Annotated in this window: 27 protein-coding genes and 1 riboswitch; of the genes, 12 read left to right on the top strand and 15 right to left on the bottom strand. The window is 73.3% G+C overall.

What is annotated here, in order from left to right:
* Positions 1–2 precede the first annotated feature (2 nt).
* Complete coding sequence (locus PUR61_RS20350) at positions 3–866, bottom strand: TIM barrel protein (RefSeq protein WP_329880498.1); 864 nt, start codon at positions 864–866, stop codon at positions 3–5.
* 191 nt (positions 867–1057) lie between these two features.
* Here PUR61_RS20350 and PUR61_RS20355 point away from each other — a divergent pair, with 191 nt between their 5' ends.
* The 7 genes from PUR61_RS20355 to PUR61_RS20385 all read left to right on the top strand — a co-directional run bounded on the left by PUR61_RS20355 (position 1058) and on the right by PUR61_RS20385 (position 6882).
* Positions 1058–1324, top strand: a complete 267-nt coding sequence (locus PUR61_RS20355; protein WP_329880654.1) for a thiamine-binding protein — start codon at positions 1058–1060, stop codon at positions 1322–1324.
* A complete protein-coding gene (locus PUR61_RS20360) occupies positions 1321–1701 on the top strand; it encodes a helix-turn-helix domain-containing protein (protein WP_329880499.1) in 381 nt (126 codons plus the stop codon). Before PUR61_RS20355 ends, PUR61_RS20360 begins: the two co-directional genes overlap by 4 nt.
* Before the next feature lie 201 nt (positions 1702–1902).
* Entirely contained in the window at positions 1903–2406 is a 504-nt protein-coding gene (gene uraD, locus PUR61_RS20365; RefSeq protein WP_329880500.1) for a 2-oxo-4-hydroxy-4-carboxy-5-ureidoimidazoline decarboxylase, read from the top strand.
* Between the two features lie 59 nt (positions 2407–2465).
* On the top strand, positions 2466–2801 hold the full coding sequence (gene uraH / locus PUR61_RS20370) for a hydroxyisourate hydrolase (RefSeq protein WP_329880501.1): 336 nt from the start codon (positions 2466–2468) through the stop codon (positions 2799–2801).
* Positions 2802–2829: 28 nt separating this feature from the next.
* Positions 2830–3744, top strand: a complete 915-nt coding sequence (gene pucL / locus PUR61_RS20375; protein WP_329880502.1) for a factor-independent urate hydroxylase — start codon at positions 2830–2832, stop codon at positions 3742–3744.
* 198 nt (positions 3745–3942) lie between these two features.
* Positions 3943–5439, top strand: a complete 1497-nt coding sequence (locus PUR61_RS20380) for a nucleobase:cation symporter-2 family protein (protein ID WP_329880503.1) — start codon at positions 3943–3945, stop codon at positions 5437–5439.
* Between the two features lie 57 nt (positions 5440–5496).
* A complete protein-coding gene (locus tag PUR61_RS20385; protein ID WP_329880504.1) occupies positions 5497–6882 on the top strand; it encodes an 8-oxoguanine deaminase in 1386 nt (461 codons plus the stop codon).
* Between the two features lie 341 nt (positions 6883–7223).
* Here the strand turns inward: PUR61_RS20385 and aceB are convergent, their stop codons facing one another.
* The gene (aceB, locus tag PUR61_RS20390) at positions 7224–8873 is read right to left on the bottom strand and encodes a malate synthase A (protein WP_329880505.1); all 1650 of its coding nucleotides are present in this window, start codon (positions 8871–8873) and stop codon (positions 7224–7226) included.
* A 182-nt stretch (positions 8874–9055) separates the two neighbouring features.
* Here aceB and PUR61_RS20395 point away from each other — a divergent pair, with 182 nt between their 5' ends.
* Together PUR61_RS20395 and PUR61_RS20400 are read left to right on the top strand one after the other, a co-directional pair.
* Positions 9056–9871, top strand: a complete 816-nt coding sequence (locus PUR61_RS20395) for an IclR family transcriptional regulator (protein ID WP_329880506.1) — start codon at positions 9056–9058, stop codon at positions 9869–9871.
* A 267-nt stretch (positions 9872–10138) separates the two neighbouring features.
* A complete protein-coding gene (locus PUR61_RS20400; protein WP_329880507.1) occupies positions 10139–10654 on the top strand; it encodes a hypothetical protein in 516 nt (171 codons plus the stop codon).
* Positions 10655–10696: 42 nt separating this feature from the next.
* Here PUR61_RS20400 and PUR61_RS20405 read toward each other — a convergent pair whose 3' ends face one another.
* Entirely contained in the window at positions 10697–11956 is a 1260-nt protein-coding gene (locus PUR61_RS20405) for a hypothetical protein (protein WP_329880509.1), read from the bottom strand.
* 9 nt (positions 11957–11965) lie between these two features.
* A riboswitch (cyclic di-AMP (ydaO/yuaA leader) is annotated at positions 11966–12114 on the bottom strand.
* 520 nt (positions 12115–12634) lie between these two features.
* On the opposite strand from PUR61_RS20405, the gene PUR61_RS20410 reads away from it, so the two are divergent.
* Complete coding sequence (locus tag PUR61_RS20410; protein WP_329880511.1) at positions 12635–12964, top strand: MoaF-related domain-containing protein; 330 nt, start codon at positions 12635–12637, stop codon at positions 12962–12964.
* Between the two features lie 82 nt (positions 12965–13046).
* On the opposite strand, the gene PUR61_RS20415 is transcribed toward PUR61_RS20410, so the two are convergent.
* The gene (locus tag PUR61_RS20415; RefSeq protein WP_329880513.1) at positions 13047–14189 is read right to left on the bottom strand and encodes an alpha/beta hydrolase; all 1143 of its coding nucleotides are present in this window, start codon (positions 14187–14189) and stop codon (positions 13047–13049) included.
* Positions 14190–14538: 349 nt separating this feature from the next.
* Positions 14539–15159 (bottom strand): TetR family transcriptional regulator, encoded by a 621-nt coding sequence (locus PUR61_RS20420; protein WP_329880515.1) that lies wholly within the window; start codon positions 15157–15159, stop codon positions 14539–14541.
* 191 nt (positions 15160–15350) lie between these two features.
* On the opposite strand from PUR61_RS20420, the gene PUR61_RS20425 reads away from it, so the two are divergent.
* Positions 15351–16115, top strand: a complete 765-nt coding sequence (locus PUR61_RS20425; protein ID WP_329880516.1) for an SDR family NAD(P)-dependent oxidoreductase — start codon at positions 15351–15353, stop codon at positions 16113–16115.
* An 86-nt stretch (positions 16116–16201) separates the two neighbouring features.
* On the opposite strand, the gene PUR61_RS20430 is transcribed toward PUR61_RS20425, so the two are convergent.
* The 5 genes from PUR61_RS20430 to PUR61_RS20450 all read right to left on the bottom strand — a co-directional run bounded on the left by PUR61_RS20430 (position 16202) and on the right by PUR61_RS20450 (position 20174).
* The gene (locus tag PUR61_RS20430) at positions 16202–17137 is read right to left on the bottom strand and encodes a phosphotriesterase family protein (protein WP_329880517.1); all 936 of its coding nucleotides are present in this window, start codon (positions 17135–17137) and stop codon (positions 16202–16204) included.
* Positions 17134–17676, bottom strand: a complete 543-nt coding sequence (locus PUR61_RS20435) for a carboxymuconolactone decarboxylase family protein (protein ID WP_329880518.1) — start codon at positions 17674–17676, stop codon at positions 17134–17136. Before PUR61_RS20435 ends, PUR61_RS20430 begins: the two co-directional genes overlap by 4 nt.
* Before the next feature lie 17 nt (positions 17677–17693).
* Positions 17694–18269, bottom strand: a complete 576-nt coding sequence (locus PUR61_RS20440) for a DUF4865 family protein (RefSeq protein WP_329880519.1) — start codon at positions 18267–18269, stop codon at positions 17694–17696.
* An 88-nt stretch (positions 18270–18357) separates the two neighbouring features.
* Complete coding sequence (locus PUR61_RS20445; RefSeq protein ID WP_329880520.1) at positions 18358–18924, bottom strand: TetR/AcrR family transcriptional regulator; 567 nt, start codon at positions 18922–18924, stop codon at positions 18358–18360.
* 212 nt (positions 18925–19136) lie between these two features.
* Positions 19137–20174 carry an LLM class flavin-dependent oxidoreductase gene (locus PUR61_RS20450; protein ID WP_329880521.1) on the bottom strand — a complete coding sequence of 346 codons (1038 nt, stop codon included), beginning with the start codon at positions 20172–20174 and terminating at the stop codon, positions 19137–19139.
* 573 nt (positions 20175–20747) lie between these two features.
* Here PUR61_RS20450 and PUR61_RS20455 point away from each other — a divergent pair.
* Complete coding sequence (locus PUR61_RS20455; protein ID WP_329880523.1) at positions 20748–21737, top strand: aldo/keto reductase; 990 nt, start codon at positions 20748–20750, stop codon at positions 21735–21737.
* 249 nt (positions 21738–21986) lie between these two features.
* Here PUR61_RS20455 and PUR61_RS20460 read toward each other — a convergent pair whose 3' ends face one another.
* The 5 genes from PUR61_RS20460 to PUR61_RS20480 all read right to left on the bottom strand — a co-directional run bounded on the left by PUR61_RS20460 (position 21987) and on the right by PUR61_RS20480 (position 26849).
* On the bottom strand, positions 21987–23063 hold the full coding sequence (locus PUR61_RS20460; protein ID WP_329880524.1) for an LLM class flavin-dependent oxidoreductase: 1077 nt from the start codon (positions 23061–23063) through the stop codon (positions 21987–21989).
* 3 nt (positions 23064–23066) lie between these two features.
* A complete protein-coding gene (locus PUR61_RS20465; protein ID WP_329880525.1) occupies positions 23067–23972 on the bottom strand; it encodes an ABC transporter substrate-binding protein in 906 nt (301 codons plus the stop codon).
* A 95-nt stretch (positions 23973–24067) separates the two neighbouring features.
* A complete protein-coding gene (locus PUR61_RS20470) occupies positions 24068–24841 on the bottom strand; it encodes an ABC transporter ATP-binding protein (protein ID WP_329880527.1) in 774 nt (257 codons plus the stop codon).
* On the bottom strand, positions 24838–25644 hold the full coding sequence (locus tag PUR61_RS20475; RefSeq protein ID WP_329880655.1) for an ABC transporter permease: 807 nt from the start codon (positions 25642–25644) through the stop codon (positions 24838–24840). Before PUR61_RS20475 ends, PUR61_RS20470 begins: the two co-directional genes overlap by 4 nt.
* 185 nt (positions 25645–25829) lie before the next feature.
* Complete coding sequence (locus PUR61_RS20480; protein WP_329880529.1) at positions 25830–26849, bottom strand: ABC transporter substrate-binding protein; 1020 nt, start codon at positions 26847–26849, stop codon at positions 25830–25832.
* Positions 26850–26857 lie beyond the last annotated feature (8 nt).

A 26857-nucleotide genomic window follows, 5' to 3' on the forward strand; every position in this document is an offset into this window, starting at 1 on the left:
GCCTAGGCGGCGCGGTGCTCGCGCGGGAGCCACCCGAAGCTGTCGGCGCTGACGCCGGTGGACGGGCGGTACTCGAGGCCGATCGGGCCGGTGTAGCCGGCGGCGGCGAGCCGGGCGAAGAGGTCCTCGAAGTCCAGCCCGCCGGTGCCCGGCTCGTTGCGGCCGGGGGTGTCCGCGATCTGCACGTGGCCGATCCGGTCGGCGTACGCGTCGATGACGGCCGCCGGGTCCTCGCCGTTGCGGGCCAGGTGGTAGAGGTCGCAGAGGAACCTCGCGTTGCCCAGGCCGGTGGCGGCGTTGACCCTGTCGACCACCTCGACCGCGGCGGCGGCGGAGACCAGCGGGTAGTCCGGGGACTCCGGCCGGTTCAGCGCCTCGATCAGCAGCACCGCGCCGATCCCGTGCGCGGCCCGGGCGGCGAGGACGAGGTTCTCCAGCGCGAGGGCGTCCTGCCCGGCCGGGTCCTCGCCGGCGACCCGGTTGCCGTAGAGGGCGTTGAGCGCCGGGGTGCCGAGCGAGGCGGCGAGGGCGGCGGCGACGGGGACGTTGGCCCGGAACCGCTCCTTCTCGGACGGCACCGAGACGGTACCGCGCGCCCCCTTCACGAGGTCGTCGAGGAAGTTGAGGCCGGTGAGCCGTACGCCGGCGTCGGTGAACGCCTTGCGGAGCGCGTCCAGCTCGGCCTCGGTGGGGCTGTGGTCCTCGCCGAACGGCCACCACAGCTCGGCGGCGGTGAATCCGGCGGCGGCCGCCGCGGCCGGGCGCTCCAGCAGCGGGAGCTCGCCGAACAGGATCGACAGGTTGACCGTGAAGCTGTGCCGGGAAGCGGCGGTCACGTCCATCACCTCGTGTCTCTCTTCCGTCATCCACAGCTTCCACGATGCGGAAGAGGGATTCTGTCTGGTGGAAGCATGTCCGGCTCCTCGGAGAACTGTCAAGGCATCTACAACATTTTGTTGAAGCCTCCGCGACCCCGACCGCGCAGTCGCCACCGAGCGGCCCGAACCGGCCACTGACCGCCCCACCCCTCGCTCGCTAGAGTGAGCGGGTGCGATTGATGGTGGAGTTCACGACAGAACCGTTCGAGCTGGACACGTTCCCGGAGCACGCCGCGGCGGCCCGGAAGGCGGTCGACGAAGCGGGCCTGGCCGTCGCGGTCGGCCCCTTCGGCACCGGCGCCGAAGGCGAGGCCGACCAGGTCCTGGCCGCCGTGACCCGACTGCTCCGGGAGAGCCTGGACGTCGGCGCGACCCGGATATCGGTCCAGGTCAGCGTGCTCGGCGACGAAGGCGCCGACGCGCCCGAGGAGGGTGATAGGCCGTGACCGAGCACGTCGAACACCCGCTCGCCGCGGCGTTGAAGCCGCTGCTGGACGCGGTCGGCGCGACGCCCCTCCCGGTGGGCGAGGCGAAGCCCGAGGACGTCGTCCTGGAGTGGGAGGGCGCACCGGCACTGGCCGTCCGGCTGCCCCACCTGAGCAACGCGCTGGACCGCCTGCTGGCCGAGACGGCCCGCCAGTTCGACGGCCGGCCGCTGGCCGAGCTGGACCGCTGGGAGAAGCAGCGCGTCGTCGCCCTGCTGGAGGAGCGCGGCGCGTTCACCGTCCGGCACGGCGTCGAGACGGTCGCCACGGCACTCGGCGTGAGCCGCTTCACCGTGTACAACTACCTCAACCGCCAGGACGGTTCGAAGTCCGGCTGAGCCCGCGGGCCCGGGTGCGCCCCGCCGGCAGGGTCAGTGCGACCCCGCCCCCGGCGGGGCGCACTTGTCGCATCACACACGAGAGACCCCGCGACCAGGGCCGTCGCGAAACGTAACCACCAACCGTTCAACAAAGTGTTGACGACCCGATCCCGCCGATCTAGCTTGTGCGGGTGGCACCACTCCCCAGGAGGTCCACCCGTGACCAACCACCCCCACGCCCTTGAAGCCCTGACGGCGGCCGACGCCGCCGAGCTGAGGGAGATCCTGCTGGACGTCTGCTCCAGCCCCGGCTGGGCCGACGCCGTCGTCGCGGCCCGACCGTGGACCGACCGCCGGGCACTGCTCGACGCCAACGCCGAGGCCATGGCCGGGCTCTCCGCCGCCGACCTGCACGACGCGATGGCCGGCCACGCCCGGATCGGCACGCCCAGGCCGGGCGACGCCGCCTCCGAGCGCGAGCAGGCCGGCGTCCTCGGGGCCGAGGACGCCCTGCTCGACGAACTGCGCCGGGCCAACGCCGCCTACGAGGCCAAGTTCGGCCACGTGTTCCTGATCTGCGCGACCGGCCGCACCGCGGCCACCATGCTCGCCGCCCTGCGCGAGCGCCACCCCAACGACCCGGCCACCGAGGCCGGGATCGTCCGGGAGGAACTGCGGAAGATCAACGACATTCGCATCAACCACCTGCTCGACGATAACTGACGCATCATCAGGTATCACTGACGCAGGATCACCACTGCCATCAGTAAGGTCACCCACCCATGACCGGCATCTCCACCCACGTGCTCGACACCAGCCTCGGCCGCCCGGCCGAGGGCGTCCCGGTCGAGCTCGCCCAGCACACCGAGGGTGGCTGGCAGGTGCTCGGCACCTCCGCCACGGACTCCGACGGCCGGGTCGAAGACCTGCCGGCCGTGGAGGCGGGCTCGGTCGTCCGGCTGCTCTTCGACACCGCCGCGTACTACGCGCCGGCGTCGGCCGAGCCGCCGTTCTTCCCCGAGGTCTCGATCGTCTTCACGGTCGCACCCGCGCAGCACCACTACCACGTGCCGTTGCTGCTCAACCCCTTCGGATACTCGGTCTACCGCGGAAGCTAGACCGCTCGATTGATATGGGAGCCACGCCATGGCCCACGTGCTCGGCCAGAACCAGTACGGCAAGGCGGAGAACCGCATCGTCCGGGTCTACCGCGACTCCACCCGCCACGAGATCAAGGACCTGAACGTCTCGGTCGCCCTCTCGGGCGACTTCGAGGACGTCCACCTGACCGGGTCGAACGCCCACTGCCTCCCCACCGACACCGCCAAGAACACCGTGTACGCCTTCGCCAAGGAGTACGGGATCGAGTCGGCCGAGGCCTTCGGCATCACCCTGGCCCGCCACTTCGTCGACAGCACCGAACCGGTGCACAGTGCCCGGATCCGGATCGAGGAGTACGCCTGGGACCGGATCCGCACCCCGGACAGCAGCGCGCGCTTCATCGGCTCCGAGGAGGTCGGCCACTCCTTCGTCCGCTCCGGCCAGGAGACCCGCACGACCGAGATCGTCTACGACGGCGGGTCGGTCCAGGTCGTCTCCGGCCTGAAGGACCTGGTCGTGCTGAACTCCACCAACTCGGAGTTCTGGGGCTACATCAAGGACCGGTACACCACGCTCCGGGAGGCCTACGACCGCATCCTGGCCACCCAGGTCACCGCCCGGTGGAAGTACGGCTACACCGGCCGGGACGACGAGGCCCAGCCCAACTGGAACCGCTCCTACACCCACGTGCGGCGCCACCTGCTGGAGGCGTTCGCCGAGACCTACTCCTACTCGCTGCAGCAGACCCTGCACGCGATGGGCACCCGCGTCCTCAACAACCGCGCCGAGGTGGACGAGGTACGCCTCGAACTGCCCAACAAGCACCACTTCCTGGTCGACCTGGAACCCTTCGGCCTGAAGAACGAGAACGAGGTCTACTACGCCGCCGACCGGATGTACGGCCTCATCGAGGGCACCGTGCACCGTGAGGGCGTCGTCCCGGTGATCCCGGTCGCCTGACCTCCGCCACCCGCTCCACCCGTTTTCTCCACCCCCACCCACCGGAGACCGTGCCCCCCTCGCGGCGGCCGGCCCGGGGAGCCGGAGAGACCGGCCGAGGGACCCTTGCACCGCCGTCCCGACCTCGGCCACCACGTGATCGACCGCTCTCCAGCGCCACGGGCGCGCCGGGAGCCACGGGCACAAGAGGGGCTCGACATGGCACCCAGCACCACCGGCACCACCGACGGCGGTTCCACCCCTGAAAGATCCCCCGGTCCGGACGCGGCCTCCGGGGCCTCCGGGCCCGGAGCCCCGGGCAGTCCGGGCGCCCCGGGCAGTTCGGCGAGGACGGCGGAGGTCCACCCCGTGGACCAGCTGCTGCCACCCGTCAGGCTCGTCACCACCGGACTCCAGCACGTCGCCGCGATGTACGCGGGAGTCGTCGCTCCCCCGCTCATCGTCGGCGCCGGCGTGGGCCTCTCCCCCGCCGAACTCGCCCTGCTCATATCGGCCAGCCTGTTCACCGCCGGGCTGGCCACCCTGCTCCAGACCCTCGGCGTCCGGCGGATCGGCGCACGGCTGCCGTTCGTGAACGGCGTGTCGTTCGCCGGCGTCGCCCCCATGATCGCCATCGCCAAGGAGCACGGACCCGAGGACGCCCTCCCGGTGATCTTCGGCGCGGTGATCGTCGCGGGGGTCCTGTGCCTCCTCGCGGCGCCGTACTTCTGCAAGCTGATCAGGTTCTTCCCACCGGTCGTCCAGGGCACCGTGATCACCCTCATCGGGGTGTCCCTGCTCCCGGTGGCCGTCAACTGGGCGCGCGGCGGTTCGCCGGACGCCCCCGGATACGGTTCCGTGCGGGCCGTCGGACTCGCCGCGCTCACCCTTGCCTCGGTGGTCCTCGGCAACCGGCTGCTGCGCGGCTTCTGGCAGCAGCTCTCCCTGCTCCTCGGGCTGGCGGCCGGCACCCTGCTCGCGTTCCCGCTGGGCCTCGCCGACTTCGGCGCGGTCCAGGACGCACGGATCTTCGCGCTGCCCTCCCCCTTCCACTTCGGCGCACCGGCGTTCGACGCGGCCGCGATCGCCTCGCTCTGCATCGTCATGGTGGTCTCGATGACCGAGTCCACCGCCGACATGCTCGCGCTCGGCCGGATCGTCGACCGCGAGGCCGACGAGAAGGTGCTCGCCGCCGGCCTGCGGGCCGACGGGCTGGCCACCGCGCTCAGCCCGGTCTTCAACGGTTTCGCCGCCAGCGCCTTCGCCCAGAACATCGGGCTGGTGGCCCTGACCCGGATCCGCAGCCGCTTCGTGGTCGCGACCGGCGGCGGCATCCTGATCCTGCTCGGGCTCTTCCCGGTGCTCGGCTCGGTCGTCTCGGTCGTCCCGCAGCCCGTCCTGGGCGGCGCCGGGATCGTGCTGTTCGGCACGGTCGCCGCCAGCGGCATCCGCACCCTCGCGGAGGCCGGCCTGGACTCCGGCGCCAACACGGTCCTGGTCTCGGTCTCGCTCGGCGTCGGCATCGTCCCGATCGCCGCACCGACCTTCTACGACGCGTTCCCGGAGGCCGTCCGCACCCTGCTGCACTCCGGGATATCGGCCGGCTGCGTGGCGGCCGTCCTGCTCAACCTGCTCTTCCACCACCTCGGCGCCGCCCGCCGGTCCACCCCCGACGCCGCACCCGACGCGCCGGCGCCGACGGCGACACCGTCCTGACCCACCGGGCGGGCATGCGCCCCGTGCCCGCCCGGCCCTCCCCCTTGGAGTCACACCATGGCAGTCCAGCCCCCGCCCGCCGATCAGCGGATCGTCATCGAGAACGCCGCGATCGCCACCGTCGACGCCCGCGACACCGAGTACACCCGCGGCCACGTGGTCATCCTCGGCAACCGCATCGAGTCGGTCGGCGAGGGCCCCGCCCCGCAGTGGCTGGACAACGTGGTGCGCCGGATCAACGCCGAGGGCCACCTCGTCACCCCCGGCCTGGTCAACACCCATCACCACTTCTACCAGTGGATCACCCGCGGCCTGGCCCAGGACGACATCCTCTTCGACTGGCTCGTCGCCCTCTACCCCACCTGGGCCCGGGTCGACGACCGGCTCGTCCACGCCGCCGCCCAGGGCTCCGCCGCCGCGCTGCTCAAGTCCGGCTGCACCACCGCCGCCGACCACCACTACGTCTTCCCGAAGGACGGCGGCGACATCCTCGGCGCCGAGATCGAGGCCGTCCGCGAGCTGGGCCTGCGGTTCACCGCGCTGCGCGGCTCGATGGACCGCAGCAAGAAGGACGGCGGGCTGCCCCCGGACCATGCCGTCGAGGAGCTCGACACCATCCTGACCGCCTCCGAGGAGGCCGTCGACCGGTACCACGACGCCTCCTCCGACTCCATGCTGCAGATCGCCCTCGCGCCCTGCTCCCCGTTCTCGGTCTCCACCGAACTGCTGCGCGAGTCCGCAGTCCTGGCCCGCCGCAAGGGTGTCCGCCTGCACACCCACGGCTCCGAGACCGCCGAGGAGGAGGCGTTCTGCAAGCAGCTGTTCGGGATGGGCCCGACCGACTACTTCGAGTCGGTCGGCTGGCTCGGCGAGGACGTCTGGATGGCGCACTGCGTCCACATGAACGACTCCGACATCGCCAAGTTCGCCGAGACCGGCACCGGCGTCGCCCACTGCCCGTCCTCCAACGCCCGGTTGGCCGCCGGCATCGCCCGCGTCCCCGACATGCTGAGGGCCGGCGTACCGGTCGGCCTCGGCGTCGACGGCACGGCCTCCAACGAGTCCGGCGAGCTGGGCACCGAACTGCGCAACGCACTGCTGATCAACCGCCTGCACGGCTCCCCCCGCGCGCTCACCGCCCGCCAGGCGCTGCGGCTGGGCACCAGGGGCGGCGCCCGGGTCCTCGGCCGCCAGAACGAGATCGGCTCGGTCGAGGCCGGGAAGCTCGCCGACCTCGCCCTCTGGAAGCTCGACGGCCTCATGCACTCCTCGATCGCCGACCCTGTCGCCGCCCTCACCCTCGGCGCCCTGCCGCCGCTGTCCGTGCTCTTCGTCAACGGCAACGCGGTCGTCGAGAAGGGGCAGTTGACGACGGTGAACGAGGACCGCATCGCCCGGGCCTGCGCCCGCGCCGCCCGGGAGCTCGCCGCCCGGCCCGTCTGACCCCGCCGCCGGGGCGCACCGTCCGCCCCGTACTCCGTCCGCTCCGCACGAGCACACCACACCACACCACACCTCCGAACTCCGGGCCGCCCAGGGACGGTGCGTCACCCGGACTCCGCCGGTCGCCCCCTCGGGGGCTCCCGGCGGACCGCCGCCCCGGACCCACGGCGAGGGTCCGGGGCGGCGGCGTGCCCGCACCGGGCCGGGGCCGGGCGGGGGCGGACGAATGCCGACGGGCCGGCGACCGCGTCCACCGCACCGTACGGGACGGCCGAAAAGGAGCCGCCCTCTGCTCCAACACGGCAGAGGGCGGCAGACGTTGCGCCGGGTAGCCTGGGGTTTCAGCCCAGCAGGGGAAGCGCGGGGAGGGTCAGGAACTCCTCGAACTCCTCGGCCAGGGCGACCTGTTCGAAGAGCTGGGCGGCCTCGCGCCAGCGTCCGGCGGCGTAGACCTCGGCGCCGAGTTCGGCTCGGAGCCCGGCCAGTTCCTCGGCCACCAGGAGGCGCACGAGGTCGGCGGTTGCCTTCTCCCCGGTGTCGGCGAGGACGACGTCGTTGTGGATCCACTGCCAGATCTGCGAGCGGGAGATCTCGGCGGTGGCGGCGTCCTCCATCATGTGGAAGATGGCGACCGCGCCCACGCCGCGCAGCCAGGCCTCGATGTAGCGGACCCCGACCTGGACCGCGTTGTGCAGACCCGCACGGGTGCAGCTGCCGCCGGCGCCCGCGACGTCCAGCAGGTCGGCGGCGGTGACCGGTTCGGCCGGCCCGGGGTTCTCCTTCTGGTGCGGGCGGTCGCCGAGGACGGCGTCGAAGCAGGAGCGGGCGACCGGGACGAGGTCCGGGTGGGCGACCCAGGAGCCGTCGAAGCCGTTGCCCGCCTCGCGCTCCTTGTCGGCGGTGACCTTCACCAGGGCGGCCTCGTTGACCGCGGGGTCCCTGCGGCTGGGGATGAACGCGGCCATGCCGCCGATCGCGTGGGCACCGCGCCGGTGGCAGGTCCGGACGAGCAGCCGGGTGTAGGCGGCCATGAACGGCGAGGCCATGGTGACGCTGTTGCGGTCCGGCAGGATGAAGTGCTCGCCGGCGTCACGGAAGTTCTTGACGATGGAGAACAGGTAGTCCCAGCGGCCCGCGTTGAGCCCGGCGGCGTGCTCGCGCAGCTCGTAGAGGATCTCGTCCATCTCGAACGCGGCGGTGACGGTCTCGATCAGGACGGTGGCCCGGACGGTGCCGTGCGGGATGCCGAGTTCGGCCTGCGCGTGGGTGAAGACGTCGTTCCAGAGCCGCGCCTCCAGGTGGCTCTCGGTCTTCGGGAGGTAGAAGTACGGACCGGAGTTCGGGTCCCCGCCGCCACGGGCGAGCAGCCGGGCGGCGTTGTGGAAGAAGTAGAGGCCGAAGTCGAGGAAGGCGCCGGCCACCGGTGCGCCGTCGACCAGGAGGTGGGTCTCGTCCAGGTGCCAGCCGCGCGGGCGGACCACGACGGTGGCCAGCTCGGCGGCGGGCCTGAGCGTGTAGGCCCTGCCGGCCGGGGAGGTGAAGTCGATCCGGCCCTCGAAGGCGTCGATCAGGTTGAGCTGACCGCCGACGACGTTCTCCCAGGTCGGGGAGGTGGCGTCCTCGAAGTCGGCGAGCCAGACCCGGGCGCCCGAGTTGAGCGCGTTGATCACCATCTTGCGGTCGGTGGGGCCGGTGATCTCCACCCGCCGGTCCTGGAGCGCCCGGGGCGCCTCGGCGACCTTCCAGTCGCCGGCGCGGACGGCGGCCGTCTCCGGGAGGAAGTCCAGGGTGCCGGTGCGGGCGATCTCGGCACGGCGCGTGCGGCGGCGGGCGAGCAGCTCGCGACGGCGGTCCTCGAACGCGCGGTGCAGGCCGACGACGAAGGCGACCGCCTCCGGAGTGAGCACCTCCTCGGCCCGGTGGACGCGCGGACCGGCGACAGTGACGACCGGAGCGGCGGGAGAGGCGCCGGGTCCCTGATCTGTAGCCATGAGCAGGACACTCCTAAGACAGTTGATCCTTGAGACGGTTGATCGACAGGTGATCCGAACCCCGGCAAGCGGAGGACTTGATTCTGTAAGGTGGAGACTAGTTTCCGCGATACAGAATTTCAACGGTTTGTTGAGGAGATCGCCGAGACCGTACCCCTCCCCCGACAGCGAAGGAAACGCCGGTGGCCCCGACCTCCGACAGCACGTCCGACAGAGCCTCCGACCGGGCCCCGGCCCCGGAGCGCGCCACCGGCGGCGTGCAGTCCGTCGAGCGCGCCTTCCACCTGCTGGAGGCACTGGCCGACTCCGGCGGCGTGGCGACGCTCAGCGAACTCTCCGCCTCCTCCGGTCTGCCCATGCCCACCATCCACCGCCTGGTTCGTACCCTCGTACAGCAGGGCTATGTCCGCCAGGACACGGCACGCCGCTACACCCTCGGCCCGCGGCTCATCCGGCTCGGCGAGACCGCCGGACGGCTGCTCGGCAGCTGGGCCCGTCCCTACCTGGCCGAGCTGATGGAGGCCACCGGCGAGACGGCCAACCTGGCCGTGCTGGAGGGCGGCGAGGTGGTGTACGTCGGGCAGGTGCAGTCGCGGCGCTCGATGCGGATGTTCACCGAGGTCGGCCGCCGGGTGCAGCCGCACTGCACCGGGGTCGGCAAGGCGCTGCTGGCACAGCTGCCCGAGGAGGAGGCGCGCGCCGTCCTGGGCCCCAACCCGCTGGCCGCCCACACCCCGCACACCGTGACCGACCCGCAGGAGCTGATCCGCCAGCTCGCCGAGGCGCGCGAGCGCGGTTACGTGGTGGACGACCAGGAGCAGGAGATCGGGGTGCGCTGCATCGCGCTCGCCGTCCCCGGCGCGCCCACGCCGACGGCGCTCTCGGTCTCCGGACCGGAGGCCAGGATCCGGGCGCTGGAGGAGCAGGCCGGATCCGCCTCGCTGGTGCCGGTGATGCACGAGATCGCAGCCAGGCTGGGACAGGTCCTGGCCCCCTGACACCGCCCCGCCGGAGGCCCGGCCAAGGCGCTGTCGGAGGCAGTGTCGGCGGCCGACCGTACGGGACGTCGGAGCCGCCGCCCTCCCCTGCCCGTGTTCGCCCGCCCGGGCGACCCGAGGGCGGGTTGGCCCGGCCGCGGCGGACGGGTCGGTCACTGTGGATCGGGACGTGCCCGCGACGGCGCGGGGCGCACGAACGCAGAGGCAGGGTGAGCGGCGATGTCGCGCAGAGGGTCCGTACGGGGTTTCCTCGGAAGGTCGCTGACGGTGGGGTCCGCGCTGGTGGCGCTGGCCGCCGGACCGGCGTGGGCGTGTCCCGACGCCGACGCGACGGCGGGCACCGACCCGGGCAAGGAGAACGCGGCGACGGCACCCGCGGCGCCTGCCGTCTCCGACTCGGACCTGGCGGTGGTCCGGCTGGACCCGGACGCCGCCGCGCCCGGCGGCACCACCACGGTGCACGCCTTCATCAGCAACACCGGCCCGGAGCGGACGGCCTCCGCGTTCACCGTCGTCGTCACCCTGCCGGAGGGGGTGACGGCCGAGGGGCCGTTCTTCCCGGAGAACTGCTACGAGTTCCAGAACGGCCACCGGGTGCGCTGCACCTTCCCGGCCGGGCTGGGGGTGTACCGCAGCGCGACCGCCCTGATCCCGGTCAGGCTCGCCACGACCGTCCCCCTCGGCAACCTGGAGGGCGGCTACGTGGCGGTGCGCGGCGACGACGACCACAACGAGGCCAACAACCGGCAGCCGTTCGCGATCGAGGTCGTGCAGACCGCCTGAGACCGCCCGCTCCTCCGGGAGCGGACGGTCTCGGGGCCGGTCCTAGCGGTAGACCCGGACGTAGTCCGCGGCGAAGGTGATCGGCGCGGTGCCCTGGGGCGCGGGGTGGTACTGCCCCGCGCTCAGGGACAGGTTGAGGATCAGGTACGCGGACCAGGTGGTGCCGACGCCCTTGCCGTCCGAGAAGACCTTGACCCCGTTGACGTACCAGTCGACGGAGGTGGCGCCGTAGTGGGTGCCGATGGTCACCCAGCCGTCCTTGGCTATCGCCTTGGCGTCCGTGTAGTACAGGTGACCCGGCTTGACGTGGTTGGTCAGCTCCAGCAGGTTCGGGTTGTCGGGGTGGTACTCGAAGGTGTCGATCTCCCCGTTGCCGTTCTTCCAGGTCCACAGCGCCGGCCAGGCGCCGGTGCCGGCCGGGAGCTTGACCCGGGTCTCGGCGTAGTCGCCGGTCTTCACCTGGAAGCCCTCGCCGGAGTACTCGGTGGTGAGCAGCCCGGTGTCCCAGGACTGCTTGCCGTTCTCCAGCTTGTTGGCGCCCGGCCTGGCGGTGAACGTGGCGGCGCCGCCGCCGACGGTGACGTTGTTCTTGTTCAGCCAGTCGAGCTTGTTGTCGTCGGGGTTGTGGTTGCCGTAGCGGTAGGCGCTGCTGCGGTCGCCGGTCCAGCGGGAGCCGTAGGCGATCGGGCCGCTGAACTCGTCCGACCAGGTGAGCTTCTTGCCCGCGACAGGGGCACCGGTGGCGGGGGGCGTCGTCGGGCTCGTGGTGGGGGGCGTGGTGGGGGGCGTCGTCGGCGACGGGGTGGGGGTCGGGCTCGGCGTGGCGGTGGCGGAGACCACCAGCTGCCGGGAGGGCAGGTTGTGCCAGGCACCACCGAGGTCCTGCCAGAAACCGAACTGGGTGTAGGTACCGGCCGCCAGGGTGCGCGCACCGGTGGTGATCGACAGGCCGCTCGGGCAGATCTGCGCGTTGCTGACGTTGCCGGGGAAGTCGAGGTTGCGGCCGGCCGCGTCGCGGATGCCGACGCCGACGGTCTTGGCGGTGAAGCAGGCCGAGGAGTGGACGGCCAGCGAGGCGGTCGAGGCCTTGCCGGCGACCATGGTCGCCGGGGTGAGGGCGTCCTGGGTGACGGTGGGCGCGGTGGCGGCCTGGGCTCCGGTGAGGGCCGGGACGCCGAGCAGGCCGGCGCCGGTGACGGCGAGCACTCCGGTGGCGGCGAGGGCGGCGGTGCGGCGCCGGTGAGTGGGGCGGGCGTGGCGTGGCGCGTGGCGCCGGGCAGGCCGGTGGGGGGCAGGGGGCATGGCTGGGTCCTCTACGACGCCTGCGAGGTGAGCTGTCGGGTTCGGGCTGAGGTTGCCCGGCCGCCTGGGGAGCGGCTTCACCCCTAGCCACAGTCCGGGCGCGGAGGCGCACGGACCGGGCACTGACCTTGGGTCCCCCGCTCCCGTCCGCTGCGGTGCTCGGGTGCCGACCGGCGGGTGGACAGGACTCGGCGTCCCGACGGTGGGAGTCCGCGACAGCGGACGCCCCTGCAGGCTAGGCAGGCCGCCGGGGACCGGACAACCTCGCACGGACGGTTGTCGCGCAGGTCACAGACCCGGCGTCCGCGGATGATCAACGCGCCTGCGGAGTTGATCAGTTGGGGGGAAGCTACGGATCAGGCCCCGGCCGGGACCCTCCGGTCCGGGGCGGCACCGGCGCCGCGCTCCCGAGGAGCACCGCGGCCCGGTCGAGGAGGGCCGCCCGGAAGGACCGCCCGGGAGGGCCGGTTCCCCGGCCGGTGGCGGGGTGGAGCCGGAGGCGACCGACAGGAGGGCGCGGCAGGAGGACGTCCGGTGCGGGGCCCGGCCCGTCGGCCCCGGCCCCGTGCCCGAGTACGCCGCGAAAGACGGGGCGGTCGGATAGGTTGGGGATCCAACCGCGCCGGAACCGTCCGGACCGCACCGGGAACCGCATGAGAGACGAGGACCAGCCCCACCATGACCGCCCCCCTGCCCGGCTTCGCCGGCCGCACCTTCCTGTTCCAGGTCGACAACGGCGCAGCCTTCCGCAACGCCTACTCGGCCGACGGCAAGCGGCTGCGCTGGGAGGGCCTCGGTGAGTCGGCCGGCCAGTGGGAGGACGTCGCCCTGCACGTCGCCGAGGTCGGTCCGCAGCTGTACTTCGTCAGCTGGACCGAACAGAGCGGCATCACCGTCAGTCACGTCATGGACCTGGGCCGGATGACGGTCCGCGCGTTCTGGACGTACGAGGGCGAGGGCGGCCGGGTCGGCGAGCTGCACACCGGCACGCTGCAGTCCGTGGCCTGACGGCCGTCTGTCGGCCCCCGGGCCACCGGGGACGTGCCGGCCGTCCTGGCCGTCCTGGCCGCCTGCCGATCGGGCCCGGTGGTCAGACCGTCCGGCCGGGAACCACCAGGTGCTGCGAGATCCACTCCAGCGAGGACGGGAGCAGCCTGCTCCAGGTCTCGAAGTTGTGGCCGCCCGTCTCCAGCATGCTGTAGGAGACCTTCATCGGGCTGCGCGTCGCGGCCACGAACGCCTCGGTCTCGCGACGGTAGTCGCCGTCGCCCTCCTTGGTGCCGGCCAGCAGCACGGCCACCTCGGGCTGCGGCAGGTTCTTGAGGCGCCACATCAGGTCGGCCTCGTTGCGGCGCTGCTCGCTGCCCTTGAAGAGGTCACCGGTGGTCGGGTCCTCGGCGGCCCGGTAGTAGCCGGAGAGCGAGACGGCGGTCGGGTAGACCTCCGGGTGGCGCATGGCGAGCTTGAGCGCGCAGTAGCCGCCCGTCGAGTTCCCCATGAACGCCCACGCCCGCGGATCGCCGGAGACCCGGTAGGTCGCCTGGATCGCCGAGGGCACGTCCTTGGTGAAGTACGTCTCGGACTGCGGGCCGCCCGGGACGTCCTCGCACTCGGTGTCCTGCGGCAGGGCCGGCGAGGGACGCACCAGCACCAGGACGGTCGGCTGCATCCGGCCCTCCTGGAGCAGCTTGAGCGCCGCGCCCGGGTAGTTCAGCCGGGTCACGAGGTTCTTGGCGATGCCGGGGAAGCCGGTGCTGACGACCAGTGCCGGGAACTGCTTCTGCTCGTACTCCGGCTGGAAGTACTGCGGCGGCAGGTAGACGTAGCCCTCGGTGGAGAGCCGGGTGGTGGCACCGTCGATGCGGATCTCACGGATCTCGCCGGACTGCTCGGGGTCACGGCCCAGTGCCCCGCCGCCCTTGACCTCGGCGTGCCCGATGGTCTCGACGCGCAGCCGGCCGGAGGCGTCCGCCTTGTTGTGGATGACCACCGGACCAGTGTCGCCGGTGCCCAGCAGGTCGTCCCAACTGCTGTAGAAGGCGAAGTAGTTGTTGGCGACCAGGCCGAGCGCGGCGAGCACGGTGAGCTGCGTCGCACACAGTGCGCCGATCCGGCCGAGCACCGCCTGCCAGGTCCGCTTCGACAGTCTCGGCCACAGCCAGACCGTCCCGGCCATCGCCGCGACGGCGATCAGGACGGTCAGTGCCAGCACCTTGTGGCTCGTCAGGCCCATGTCTTGTTTGCTCCCACGCCTCGTACTCCCCCGCCCCCGGGGGAAGGACACCCGGGAGGGCCGCCCCGGTTCCCCGTCCACAACGGGGGCCGTCGCCGGGGCGCGACCACCCACCCTAGCGGTCCGAAGCGGTGCCCCGGACCCGCCGACCAGCGGTCATCGCCTCGACCTCCGGGAGGAGACGCCCGCCGCGCGTACGGGCCGGCCCCGCGCGGGAGGGCACGGCGAAGCCCGCTCCGGACCACGGGAAGGGCGAGGGCGCGGTGGGGCGAGGGCCTCCCGCACGGCGCCGGGACCACGCTCGGACGGCGCCGGGAGGTCCGGGCCGGTTGCTCCGCCTGGGCCCGCGTCAGCTGACGCGGGCCCAGAGACCGAGGCCCGCAGTGAGCTCGCGCATGCAGCGGGCCCCGAGCTCCCGGGGCGATCCGGGGCCGGTGGCCGCGGCCCCGGAGACGGCCCACTGCTCCAGGGCGACCCGGATGGCGGTGGTGGCCGCCGCGGCGGCGAGCCGGATCTCCAGCACGTCGGTGCCCTGCGGACAGCGGGCGGCGATCGCCAGGTGCAACCGCTGCTCGGAGTCGGCGTGCACCCGCTGCCACACCGAGGCGAGGCGGGGGTCGCGGAGCAGGTCGCGGGTCCACTGCATGGCCTCGACGGCGTCGTCGTCGGGCGGCGTCAGCGACTCGGCCGCCGAACGTTCCAGGGCCTCGCGCACCGGCAGGCCGGCCGAACCCTCGACGAAGAGCCGCACCCAGCGCTCACCGCCCGCCGCGAGCAGCGGGGCGACGGCGTCCTCCTTCTCCGAGAAGTAGCGGTAGAAGGTGCGCAGCGAGATGCCCGAGGCCTGGGCGATCTCCTCCGCGGTGGTCGCCTCGGCCCCGCGGGCGGCGAAGAGCGCCGCGGCGGCGCGGGCGATCTCCAGCCGGGTGCTCTCGCGGCGGCGCTGGTTGAGGGTGGGGCGTCCGGTCACGGGGTCAGGCTACGCGGACGGCGGGCCCGGTGACACGTTGCGTCGCCCTGGCACGGGGAGACGGCGGGGCGTGGCCGGTCGATGTGACGCGAGGAGCACAGGTGACGCGTCACGCCTTTTTGGCACGACGTGCCACATGGGCGTACGGTGCCAGTGAGGTCGCGAGACCACGAACGGAACGGAGTACCACCATGGAGCGCTTCAACGGACGGAACGTCCTGGTCACCGGCGGCGGCTCGGGCATCGGACAGGCCACCGTGCACCGGATCCTGGCCGAGGGCGGGCGGGTCGTCGCCGCCGACGTCAACGGGACCGGCCTCGGGGCCACCCTGGAGCGGGCGACCGCCGACGGCACCGCCGACCGCCTCACCACCGTGGTCCTGGACGTGTCGGACGAGGCCGCCGTCCGGACGGGCGTCGCCGAGGCGGTGGCAGGACTCGGCGGGCTCGACGTCCTGGTGAACGCCGCCGGCATCCTGCGCTCCTCGCACACCCACGAGACCAGCCTGGAGTTCTGGAACAAGCTGGTCGCGGTCAACCTGACCGGCACCTTCCTGATGACCCGCGAGGCCCTGCCCGCCCTGCTCGCGGGCGGCCGGGGCGTGGTGGTGAACTTCAGCTCCACCTCCGCGACCTTCGCCCACCCCTACATGGCCGCCTACGCGGCGACCAAGGGCGGCATCCAGTCCTTCACGCACGCGATCGCCGCCGAATACGCCAAGCAGGGCCTGCGTGCGGTCTGCGTCGCACCCGGCAGCATCGACAGCGGCATGACCCACGACCCGGGGCTGCCCGCGGACGCCGACCTCGGCCTGCTGGCCAAGCTCTCCCCCGCCCTCGGCCAGGGCTTCGCCGGACCGGAGACGGTCGCGGGCGTGATCGCCATGCTCGCCTCGGAGGACGGCGCGTTCGTCACCGGGACCGAGATCCGGATCGACGGCGGCACCCACATGTGAGACGTGGCGCCGCCCTGGGGCCCGCCCGCACCGACCGCCCGCGTCGGCCGGGCGGGCCCTCCGGTCGCGCAGGCCGCTCCGGTCGCTCAGGCCGGCCGGCCCGGCCCGAGCCACTCGGCGGCGAAGGCCCGCGCCGGGTTGGCGGTGAGAAGCCGGTGCGGAAGATCGGGGCCGAACGCCCGGGAGAGCCGCGGCGCCAGGGCCGTGAGCAGGTGCGCGGGACCAGGGGCGTGGCGGGCCGAGCGGGTGGTGGTGTCACCACCGAGGAGCAGCCGGTCGCCGTGGCCCGCCTCCACCACCGCGGCGACGGTGTCGAAGAGGTGGTGGTCGGTCGCGTGGTGGGCCCGGGAGGGACCGTCCAGGGCGAGGTACGCGCCGGACGCGGCGAGCTCCCGGTGCAGCCGCAGGTCGGGGTGACGGTTGAGGTGGCCGAGGATCACCCGCTGCGGCCGGACGCCGTGGCGACCGCAGAGCAGATCGAGGACCTCGGGTGCGGCGGTGCCGAGTTCGTGGTGGACGGCGATCGGCGCGCCGGTGGCGTGGTGCGCCTCGGCGGCTGCCGCCATGACCCGGCGGGTGTGCGGGCCGAGCCCGTGGTACTCCCCCGCCACCTTGATCAACCCGGCCCGGACCCCCTCGGGGGCACCCCGCAGTCCGACGGTGAGCTCGGCGACGAACAGGCCCGCGAGCCCGTCGTAGCGCCGTTCCAGTTCCGCCGGGTCGTAGTGGACGGCCTGGTGGAGGCCGGTCGCGGCGACCAGGTGGACGCCGGTCGCCCGGGAGAGGGCGGCGAGCTCCTCGGCCCGCCGCCCCATGCCGAACGGGGTCCACTGGACCAGCGCCCGCCCGCCGGCCGCGGTGAAGTCGCGCAGGACCGCTTCGGCGGCGGTGGGGTCGTCGAGCTCCTCGCCGGGAAGCAGCGGGCTACGCAGGAAGAGGTGGTCGTGCGCGTCGCAGACACCGAGGTCGACGGGGTCGAGGTCGCCGAGGACGGTGCGGACCGAAGGGCGCGTGGTGCTCACGGCGCCCCGGCCCCCGCGGCGGCGGCGTCGTCCGCCCCCGTTTCCTCGTCCGCCTCATCGTCCGCCTCGGCGAAGGTCGTGGCCGCGACGCGCAGCCCGGCCAGGGCCTTGGGGACACCGACGTAGGGCGCGAGGTGGACCAGGACCTCGGTGATCTCCTCCCTGGTCAGACCGATCCGCAGGCTGTTGCGGACGTGGTCGGCCAGCTGCGGTTCCACTCCGCCGAGGGCGGTGAGGGCGGCCAGGTTGGCGACCTGGCGGTCCCGCAGGGCGAGCCCCGGGCGCTGGTAGGTGCCGCCGAACAGGGTGGTCACGATCCAGTCGGGGAAGCCGGGCGCGAGTGCGTCGAGCGGGCCGAGGGTGCCGGTCCGGGTCCGCGGGTCGGCCAGCCGGTCCAGCAGGGCGTAGCCGGCGGCGCGGTCGAACGGGGCGGGAACGAGGCCGGCGGCCGGGACGGGGCCGGCGGCCGGGACGGGGCCGGCGGCCGGGACGGGGCCGGCGGCGGTGGGATCGGTGAGGACGGGATCGGCGAGGTCCATCGGGAAGGGCGGTCCTTTCACCAGTGGCGGCCGGCGGGCAGCCGGTCGAGTTCGGGGCTGGACAGGTGGTGCACGCGGTAGCGGGTGCCGGGTGCGTCCTCGGGGGCGGCGCGGAGCCAGAGGGCGATGTGCAGCAGTTCCCACCGCCCCGGGTCCACGGCGACGGCCGCCGTGTGCAGGTCGGGGTGGTCGGGCAGTTCGGCGAGCGCCCGTTCGACGGCCTCGGCGGGGTCGGCGTCCTCGGGGAGCCGGTCGAGGCGGCGGGTGGCGGCGACCGGGGTGCCCGGCGCGCCGCCGCGGCGCAGGCCCGCGCCCAGCCAGTGCCGGACGGCGGGCCGACCGAAGTCGGCGCTCAGCCCCCGGAATCCCGGGCCCCAGAGGAAGCCGTTCATGCCTTCGGCCGTGCGCCAGAGGTAGAACGGCGCGTACTGGTTGACGGGCGACCCGTCGAGGCCGCGCTCGCGGACCAGGTAGGCCTTGAGGCCGAGACCGGGGTGGCCGTCGAGGAGGTGCCCCCTGGTGGCGATCCGCCGGTGGACGACCGCCATGTCGTAGTCGGCGGGGAGGGTGATCTCGTACTGCATGGCGTGCACGGGCGAACTCCCCGGGGGTCGGCGGAACGCGGGCGGGTGCGACGCGGGCGGGTGCGACGCGGGCGGGACGGCGGTCCTGCGGCCCCGTTCAGCCGGCCCGGTGCGCGGCGAGCAGGGCGGTGACACCGCGCACGGCCTGCTCGAACGGTTCGGCGCTCTCGGCGGCGCGGGCGAGGACGTAGCCGCCCTGGACGACGGCGACCACGGCGGCGGCGAGGTCGGCCGGGTCGGCGGCGGAGCGGAGCTCGCCGGTCGCCTGCCCCTCGGCGACGACCTCCGCGATCCGGCCGCGCAGCCAGGTGAAGGTCTCCTCGACGGGGGCGCGCAGCCGCGGGTCGGCGACCACCTCCGGGTCCTGGGCCATCCGGCCGATCCGGCAGCCGCGCAGGACGTCGCGCTCACGGTTCAGGTAGGCGGCGATCCGGTCGCACGCGGTGCCGGGAGCCGCCAGGTCGGCCTCGGCGACGGCGCGCATCTGCTCGGCGCTGCGGCGCAGGGCGGCGGCCGCGAGGTCGGGTTTGCCGTCGAAGTGGTGGTACATGCTGCCCTGGCCGACGCCGGCGCGCTGCTGGATGGCCTTCGGGCTGGTGCCGACGTAGCCGCGCTCCCAGAGGAGCTCCTGGGTGCTCTCGACGAGACGGTCCTGGGTTGCCATGACGATCACGGTACCCACCGGCGGGCGCAATGTACATACCAGTAGGTACAGAACCCTCGGGAGTCCCGAAGGCCCGGAGACGTCCACGGGCCGTGGGCCGCCCCCCGGCGGTCCACGGCCCTGCGAGATCGTCGTCCCCGGCGGGGCCGGGCGGCATTCACCGCAGGACGGTGGCGCGCATCACTCCGCACGCCGCCGGGCGTCACGGAGCGTCACGCCTGCGGCCGGACGGACGGCAGCTCGCGCCGGATCACGGGGGCGACCTCGCTCGCGAACAGCTCCAGCTGCTCGTGCTGGACGTCCTCGGTGAGCGCGTCCACCCCGATCCCGACCACCTCGTTGCCGAAGGCCTCGTGGTAGCGGTGGATCTTCTCGATCACCTGCTGCGGGCTGCCGACCAGCGCCGAACCGCGCTCCAGCGCGTCCTCCAGCGACTCGAACGGCGACTTGTTGTGCCGGCCCGCCGCCGAGTCGAACAGGGCGTCCCAGTACGGGCGGAACCCCTCCACCGCGTCCTGCGACCGCTCGGCGATGAACAGCCCGCCGAACCCCGTCCCCACCCGGGCGTCCTCGGGGGCGCGGCCGTAGTGCTCCCAGCGCTCGCGGTAGTGGTCGACCAGCGCCTTGTACTTCGGCAGCGGGTGGAACGCGTTCGCGGAGAACAGCGGGTCGCCGTAGCGGGCCGCGAGCTCGGTGGACAGCGTGCTGGTGGCGCTGCCGTGCCAGACCGGGATCGGGGTCTGGTACGGGCGCGGCCAGGTCGTGACCTCCTTCAGCGCCGGCCGGGTGGTGCCCTCCCAGCTGACCTTCTCCTCCCGCCAGAGCCTGCGCAGCAGGCCGTAGTTCTCGGCCAGCGCGTCCCACTGGCGGTCCTCCGGCAGGCCGAACAGGTCGAAGTGGCGCGGGTCGTTGCCCTTGCCGATGATCAGTTCGAGCCGCCCCCCGGAGAGCTGGTCGACCAGCGCGTAGTCCTCCGCGACCCGCACCGGGTCGAGGACGGAGAGCACCGTGACGGTGGTGAACAGCCTGATGGTCAAGGTGCGGGCGGCGATGGCGCTCAGCAGGACGGGCGGCGCCGGGGAGAGGAACGGCTCACCGTGCCGCTCCCCCACCCCGTAGCCGTCGAAGCCGAGCCGCTCGGCGGTGACGGCCTGGTCGATGACGTTGTGCAGCTTCTCGGACGGGGTGCGCTGCACGCCGGTGACGGGGTCGGGCCCGTTGGACACGAGGGACGAGACGGTGAACCGCACGACGGTCTCCTTGTTGACGTTCGATGGGGTGCCCGTCGGGACCGCCCGGGAGGGCCGCCGGACTCCGGACTCCGAGGTCCGGGCTCCGGCCCTCCGAGGTCCGTGGTCCGGAGGGCCGGGGATCCGGCGACGCCCAGGAGGTCCGCGGAGCCCGGGTCACCGGCGGCGTCGGCACCGGTGGGTTCACCGGGGCCGGAGCCGGGACCAGGCCCGCGGCCGGGACGGGGGGCGGGGTCGGACGGCGGCCGGGGTGCGGCTCGACGGGGCCGGACGGCCGGCGCGGCAGCCCGGCGCAGCGCACCACGGACGGTCGCTCACGCCGGGGCAGCACCGGGAAGGGGATCACGCCGGAAGCCGGAGCTCCGGCCGGCTCAGCGCGAGGTGCTGCGGGAACGACAACAGCGAAGGAGGGTGGTACGAACGGACATCCGGCTCCCCCTTCGTCTCGCACACACACGATCCACCGCGAGCATAGGCACCGGTCAGGAGCGAGGCAAGGGTCGCCGGGCGAGCGGCGCCACGGGCTCGGCAAGTCCCTCGGCCGAACGCCCCCGGCCTGGCAGGATGTCCGGCATGAGCTACCTCGCCGCGGATGACCGCTATGCCTCGATGACCTACCGCCGGGCCGGCCGCAGCGGCGTGCTGCTGCCGGCCGTCTCCCTGGGCCTGTGGCACAACTTCGGTGACGCCCAGCCACTGGACGTCCAGCGGGCGGTGCTGCGCCGCGCCTTCGACCGGGGCATCACCCACTTCGACCTGGCGAACAACTACGGCCCGCCGTACGGCAGTGCCGAGCGCAACTTCGGCCACCTGTTCGCACAGGACTTCCGCCCGTACCGGGACGAGCTCTTCATCGCCTCCAAGGCGGGCTACGACATGTGGCCCGGCCCGTACGGCGAGGGCGGCAGCCGCAAGTACCTGCTGGCCAGCCTCGACCAGTCGCTGGGGCGGATGGGCCTGGACTACGTGGACGTCTTCTACTCGCACCGCTACGACCCGGACACCCCGCTGGAAGAGACGATGGGCGCGCTGGCCTCGGCCGTCCGGGCGGGCAAGGCCCTGTACGCGAGCATCTCCAACTACCCGGCGGAGCAGCACCGGGAGGCGGTGGCGATCCTGCGCGACCTGGGCACGCCGGTGCTCCTGAACCAGTGCCCGTACTCGATCCTCAACCGGTCGGTGGAGGACGGGGTACTGAACGCGGTCGGCGACACCCAGACCAGTCTGATCGCCTACTCCCCGCTCGCCCAGGGCCTCCTGACGGACCGCTACCTGTCGGGCGAGGTGCCGTCCGGTTCGCGGATGTCGGTCGGGCACTTCCTGAAGGAGGAGGCGCTCACCGGGCGGAAGCTGGAGCAGTTGCGGGCGCTGAACAAGGTCGCGGAGCGGCGCGGCCAGACGCTGGCGCAGCTGGCGCTGTCATGGGTGCTGAAGGACCCGCGGGTGGTCTCGGTGATCATCGGGGCCAGCAGCGTGGCGCAGCTGGACCAGAACATCGACGCGCTGGCCGGCGGTCCTCTGACGGCCGAGGAGCTGGCGGAGATCGACTCGCTGAGCGGCTGAACGACCGAGGAGTCGAGCGGCTGCGGTCGAGCGGCCGCGGGCGACGCGCCCGCCGTGGCGCCCGACAGCGGCACCCGGCCGGTCACTGGTGCGTGACCGACCGGGTGCCGCTGTCGTTGGACCGTCCGTACGCGACCGTCGAGACACTCGGGAGCCACCGTGCGGACCTACCTGCTCAGGGCCGTCGTCCGTTTCGCCCGCCAGTTGGCGCTGACCTCACCGGTTCCGTTCCCCCTCGGACCGGGCGTGCTACCGCCGGTTGACACCCAGGGCCGGTAGCACCGTCTCGGCGACCCGGTGGGCCTCCTCCAGCAGTGGATTGCCGGAGAGGATGAAGGTGTCCACCCCGAGCGACTCGAACTCCTGGAGCCGTTCGACCACCTGGGCCGTCGATCCGACGACCGCCGTCCCCGGGCCGGGACGGAACAGGCTCATCCCCGGCCAGAGGTTGGGGTAGACCTCCAACTCCCGCGCCCGCGCCGGGACCTTGCCGCCGTGCTGGCGGAACTGCCGCTGCCAGCCGACCCCGTCCTCGCCCCGCGCGTCGCCGAGCTGGCGGGCGTAGGTGGCCTCGCCGGTGACGTCGAGCAGCCGGTCCGCGGCGGCCCAGGCCTCGTCCTCCGTGTCACGGACGATCAGGTGCAGCCGCAGCCCGATCCGCAGCGTCCGCCCGTGTGCGGCGGCGCGCTCGCGGACCAGGTCGAGCTTCTCCTTGAGGAGGTGCGGCGGTTCGCCCCAGGTCAGGTAGACGTCCACGTGTTCCGCGGCCATCTCGATGCCGGGCGCCGAACTGCCGCCGAACCAGAGCGGGATGCCGCCCGGCTGGACGGGGGCCAGCTCGCGCAGGCTCGCACCGGCGTTCTTCAGGTCGTAGAACTCGCCCTTGTGGTCGAAGACCTCGCCGGCGGTGAGCCGCTTGACGATCGACCAGTACTCCGCGCTGAGCCGGTAGCGGTCGTCGTGCTCGACGTGCAGGCCGTACTCGCGCAGCTGGGCGGTGGACCCGTTGACCACGTTGAAGCGCAGCCGCCCGCCGTGCAGGTGGTCGAAGCTGAGCGCCATCTTGGCCAGTAGGGTCGGCGACACCAGCCCGGGGTGAACCGCCAGCAGGGGCTTGAACGCCGGTGTGGTCGCGGCGGCCAGCGCGTTGCCGAGGTCCCAGACGTCGTAGAGGTCGGTCGCCAGCAGCGCGCCGGTGTAGCCCAACCGCTCCACACTGCCGGCGAGTTGCTGGAGGTAGCGGAGGTCGACCGGGCGCCGGCCGGCCGGCTCCCACGGGTAGTGGCCCTCGCGCGGGATGATGTACCAGAGGAACTCGGAGGCCATCGGTCAGACCGCCTTGGCGAGCGCGGCGGCCACCGGGGCCTCCAGAGCGGGAAGGTGGGCGTCGGCGACGGTCACCGCACGGTCGATGAAGCCGACGCCGTGGAAGATGTCGGCCGCCTCCTGCTGCTCGGTGACGAACCCGGCGGTGGCGGGCTCAAGCCGCCACGGCAGCACGGCCAACGCCGCCTCCCAGTCCTCGGAGCTCCCGCCCAGGTCCTCGGCGGCGATCGCGGCCGCCTCCGACAGGTGGGCGGCCACCCAGGCGTCCGCACGGCTCAGGGCGGCACCGATCGCGGCGACCACCTCGGGGCGGTCGGTGGCGAAGTCCCGGCGGGTGAAGAAGACCGAACGGTCGGTGATGACGTCGCCGGTGCGGATCAGCTCGCGGAACCCCCCGGTGCGGCGGGCGGCGGCCAGCTCGGCGCCCTGGGCGATCCAGCCGGCGATCTCGCCGTCGCGCAGCCGGCGTGCCTGGTCCTCGCCCGCGGCCGGGCGGACCGCGGTGATGTCGGTCGCGTAGGAGAGGCCCTCGGCGTGCAGGGCCTTCGCCAGCAGGTGGGTCTGCCAGGAACCGATGCCGAGGACGACGGTGCCGCCCCGGAGGTCACCGACGGTGTGCACCGGCCCGTCGGCGCGCACCAGGAGTGCGCCGTGGTCCGGGCGGGGCGCCGAGACCGCCGCGTACACCAGGTCGTGGCCGGCGGCCTGGGCGGTGACCGGCGGGGTGGAGCCGGTACCGCCGAAGTCGATGGTGCCGTCGGCCAGCAGGGCGCCGGTGCGGGTGCCGTCGGCGTAGTGGTGGAACGCGCCGCTCTCACCGAGCGGGGCCAACTCCTGCTCCAGGTAGTCCAGTCGGGACAGGTAGTAGAGGGAGGGGTTGCTGGCGTGGACGCCGAGGGTGATGGCCATGGGGATCAGCTCCTGTGGTGCGGGCGGTGCGGGGCGGGTGGTCCGGGCGGGGCGGGCGGTGGGTGCGGTGCGGCGCGGGCGTGACGGGTGGGTGCTCAGTGCACGCCCAGGTCGGCCAGCAGGCCCCGCCGCAGCTCGGCGAAGGCCGGATCGGCCGGGTCGCGCGGGTGCTCGACGGCGACCCGCTCGTCGCGGACGAGCTTGCCGTCGCGGAGCACGGCGACCCGGTCGGCCAGCCGGACGGCCTCGTCGACGTCGTGGGTGACCAGCAGGACCGCGGGGCGGTGACGGCGGACCAGGTCGCCCACCAGGTCCTGCATGCGCAGCCGGGTGAGGGCGTCCAGGGCGGCGAACGGCTCGTCCAGCAGGAGGAGCTGGGGCTCGCGGACCAGGGCGCGGGCGAGCGCGACCCGCTGCGCCTCACCCCCGGAGAGGGTGGCCGGCCAGGCGTCGGCGTGCCGCTCCAGGCCGACCTCGGCGAGCGCCTTCAGGCCGGTCTCCCGGGTGGCGGCCCCCCGTGGCAGGCCGACGGTGACATTGGCGAGCACCCGCTGCGAGGGCACCAGGCGGGGCTCCTGGAAGACCACCGTCCGGACCTGCGGGACGAGCACCGTTCCGGCGTCGGACCGGTCCAGAGCACCGAGGATGCGGAGCAGGGTGGTCTTGCCGGTGCCGCTCGCGCCGAGCAGGGCGACGAACTCGCCGCGGGCGATGTCGAGATCGACCCCGTCGAGGACGGCCCGGGTGCCGAACACCCGGCGCAGGCCCCGGAGGTGGACGGCCGGGGTCTCGGCGGGTGCGGGCCCGTCGGACGGGGCGCTCCCCGGGGTCGGGGCGGTGTGGGTGGTGGGGACGGTCGGGGTGCTCATCGGCCGGCTCCTTGGGTGGCCTTGCGCCAGGGCATCAGGTATCGCTCCAGGAGGCGGACGACGCCGTCGGCGGTGAGCCCCAGCAGTCCGTAGATCAGGATGCACACGGCGAGGACGTCGGTGCGGGAGTAGTTCTGCGCCTGGGCCATCAGGTAGCCGATGCCCTCCGTCGAGTTGATCTCCTCGGCGGCGATCAGCGCGATCACGCTGAGGGTCATGGAGAGCCTCAGCCCGGAGAGGAGTGAGGGCAGCGCGCCGGGCAGGACGACGGTGCGGACGATCGCCCAGCGGCCGAGGCCGAAGCTGCGCATCGCCTCGATCAGCTTGCGGTCGCTGTTGCGGACCCCGCCGGAGGTCGACACGTACATCGGAAAGCTGGTGGCGACACCGATCAGCGCCACCTTGGCGGTCTCGGTGATACCGAACCAGACCATGAACAGGGGCACCAGGGCGAGGAAGGGGACGGTGCGCAGGACCTGCACCGCCGAGTCGAGCAGTTCCTCGCCGAGCCGGAAGAAGCCGGTGACCACACCCAGCACCAGACCGACGGTGGCTCCGAAGAGCAGGCCGAGACCGGCCCTGGTGAGCGAGACGGTGAGCGCGTCGGTGAGTTGGCCGTTGCCCCAGAGCTCGCCGACCGCCTCGGCCACCTGGGCGGGTGAGGCGAGCACGTCCTGGGTGAGGGCGCCGGTGGCGGAGGCCAGGGCCCAGCCGCCGAGCAGGGCGACGGGGCCGAGGGTGCGCAGGACCAGGGCGAGGGCGCGGGGGCGCGGGGTCTGGAGGCGGGTGCGCGGCTCGACCAGGCCGGCCGCGCGGGCGGCGGCCGTGCCGGTGCCGGTGTCGTGGTCGGTGTCGGTGCCGTGGCCGGCGCCCTGGCCGGTGCCGGCGTCGGTGCCGGGCCCGCCGCCCTCGGGCCGGCCGTCGACGGCGCCGGCCGGGCCGGAGGCGTTCTTGGCCGTGGCGCCGGTCGGCGCCTGGGTGGTGGCGGTCACTTGGCGCCGTCCGCGAGCTTGCTGATGTCGATCAGGTAGGGCTTGACGTCGACCTGCTCCTTGGTGACCTTCTGGTCGGCGAAGAACTTCGCGACGGTCCCGAAGCGGGTGATGTCGGCGTCGCCGATGACGTCGGCGGTGGCTCCCTGCCTGCCGACGTTGACCGCGACCTCCTTCTCCGCGGGGGTGACGGCGGTCGGACCGGAGTCCGTGAAGACGTTGAGGTAGGCGGCCGGGTCGGCCTTCTCCTTGAGACCGTTGTCGTGCAGGTAGGTGTAGAAGGCCTTGACCACCTCGGGGTGCTTGTCGGAGAAGCCGTTGCGGACGGCCCAGACCGCGTAGTTGTCGGAGCCCACCTCCTTGCCGTTGACCAGGAAGTGCGAGCCGGAGTTGGCGATCGACGGGGTGGAGAAGGTGTTCCAGGTGGCCCAGGCGTCGACCTGGCCGGAGTTGAAGACGCCCGAGGTCTGGTCGGCCCGGAGGTAGACCCTCTCGACCTTGTCGGTCGGGACGCCGTTCTTCTCCAGCGCCTTCAGGAGGAGGTACTCGCTGGTGCCGCCCTGACTGACCGCGACCTTCTTCCCGACCAGGTCCTGCACGGTCTTCACCGGGGAGTCGTTCTTCACCAGGATGCCCTCGCCGACCCCGTCCGGCGCGGTCTGCGCGAACAGCTTGAAGCCGGGCTTCTGGGCCAGTGCGGCGACGGCGGAGGTGATCGAGCCCTGGGCGACGTCGAGCTGGTCGGCGGAGAGCGCCTGGGCCGCGGGGGCGAACGGGCCGGCGCTCCCGGTCCAGGCGACCTTGGCGTGGACGGCGGCGAGCGCCTTGTCCAGCGAGCCGTCCTTCTTCCCCAGGGCGAGGAAGCCGTTGTTGCCCGGGTCGGGTACGCGGAGGACCACCTCGGCCTTGCCGCCGTCGGCGGAGGCCTTGGCCCCGTCGGCGGACGAGCCGCAGGCGGCCAGGGCGGTGGTGGCGAGCAGTGCGGTGGCGGCGAGCGCGAGGCGGGAGGGGTTCACGGGGTCGA

It is taken from the genome of Streptomyces sp. BE20, from assembly GCF_036322525.1.
GTDB lineage: Bacteria > Actinomycetota > Actinomycetes > Streptomycetales > Streptomycetaceae > Kitasatospora.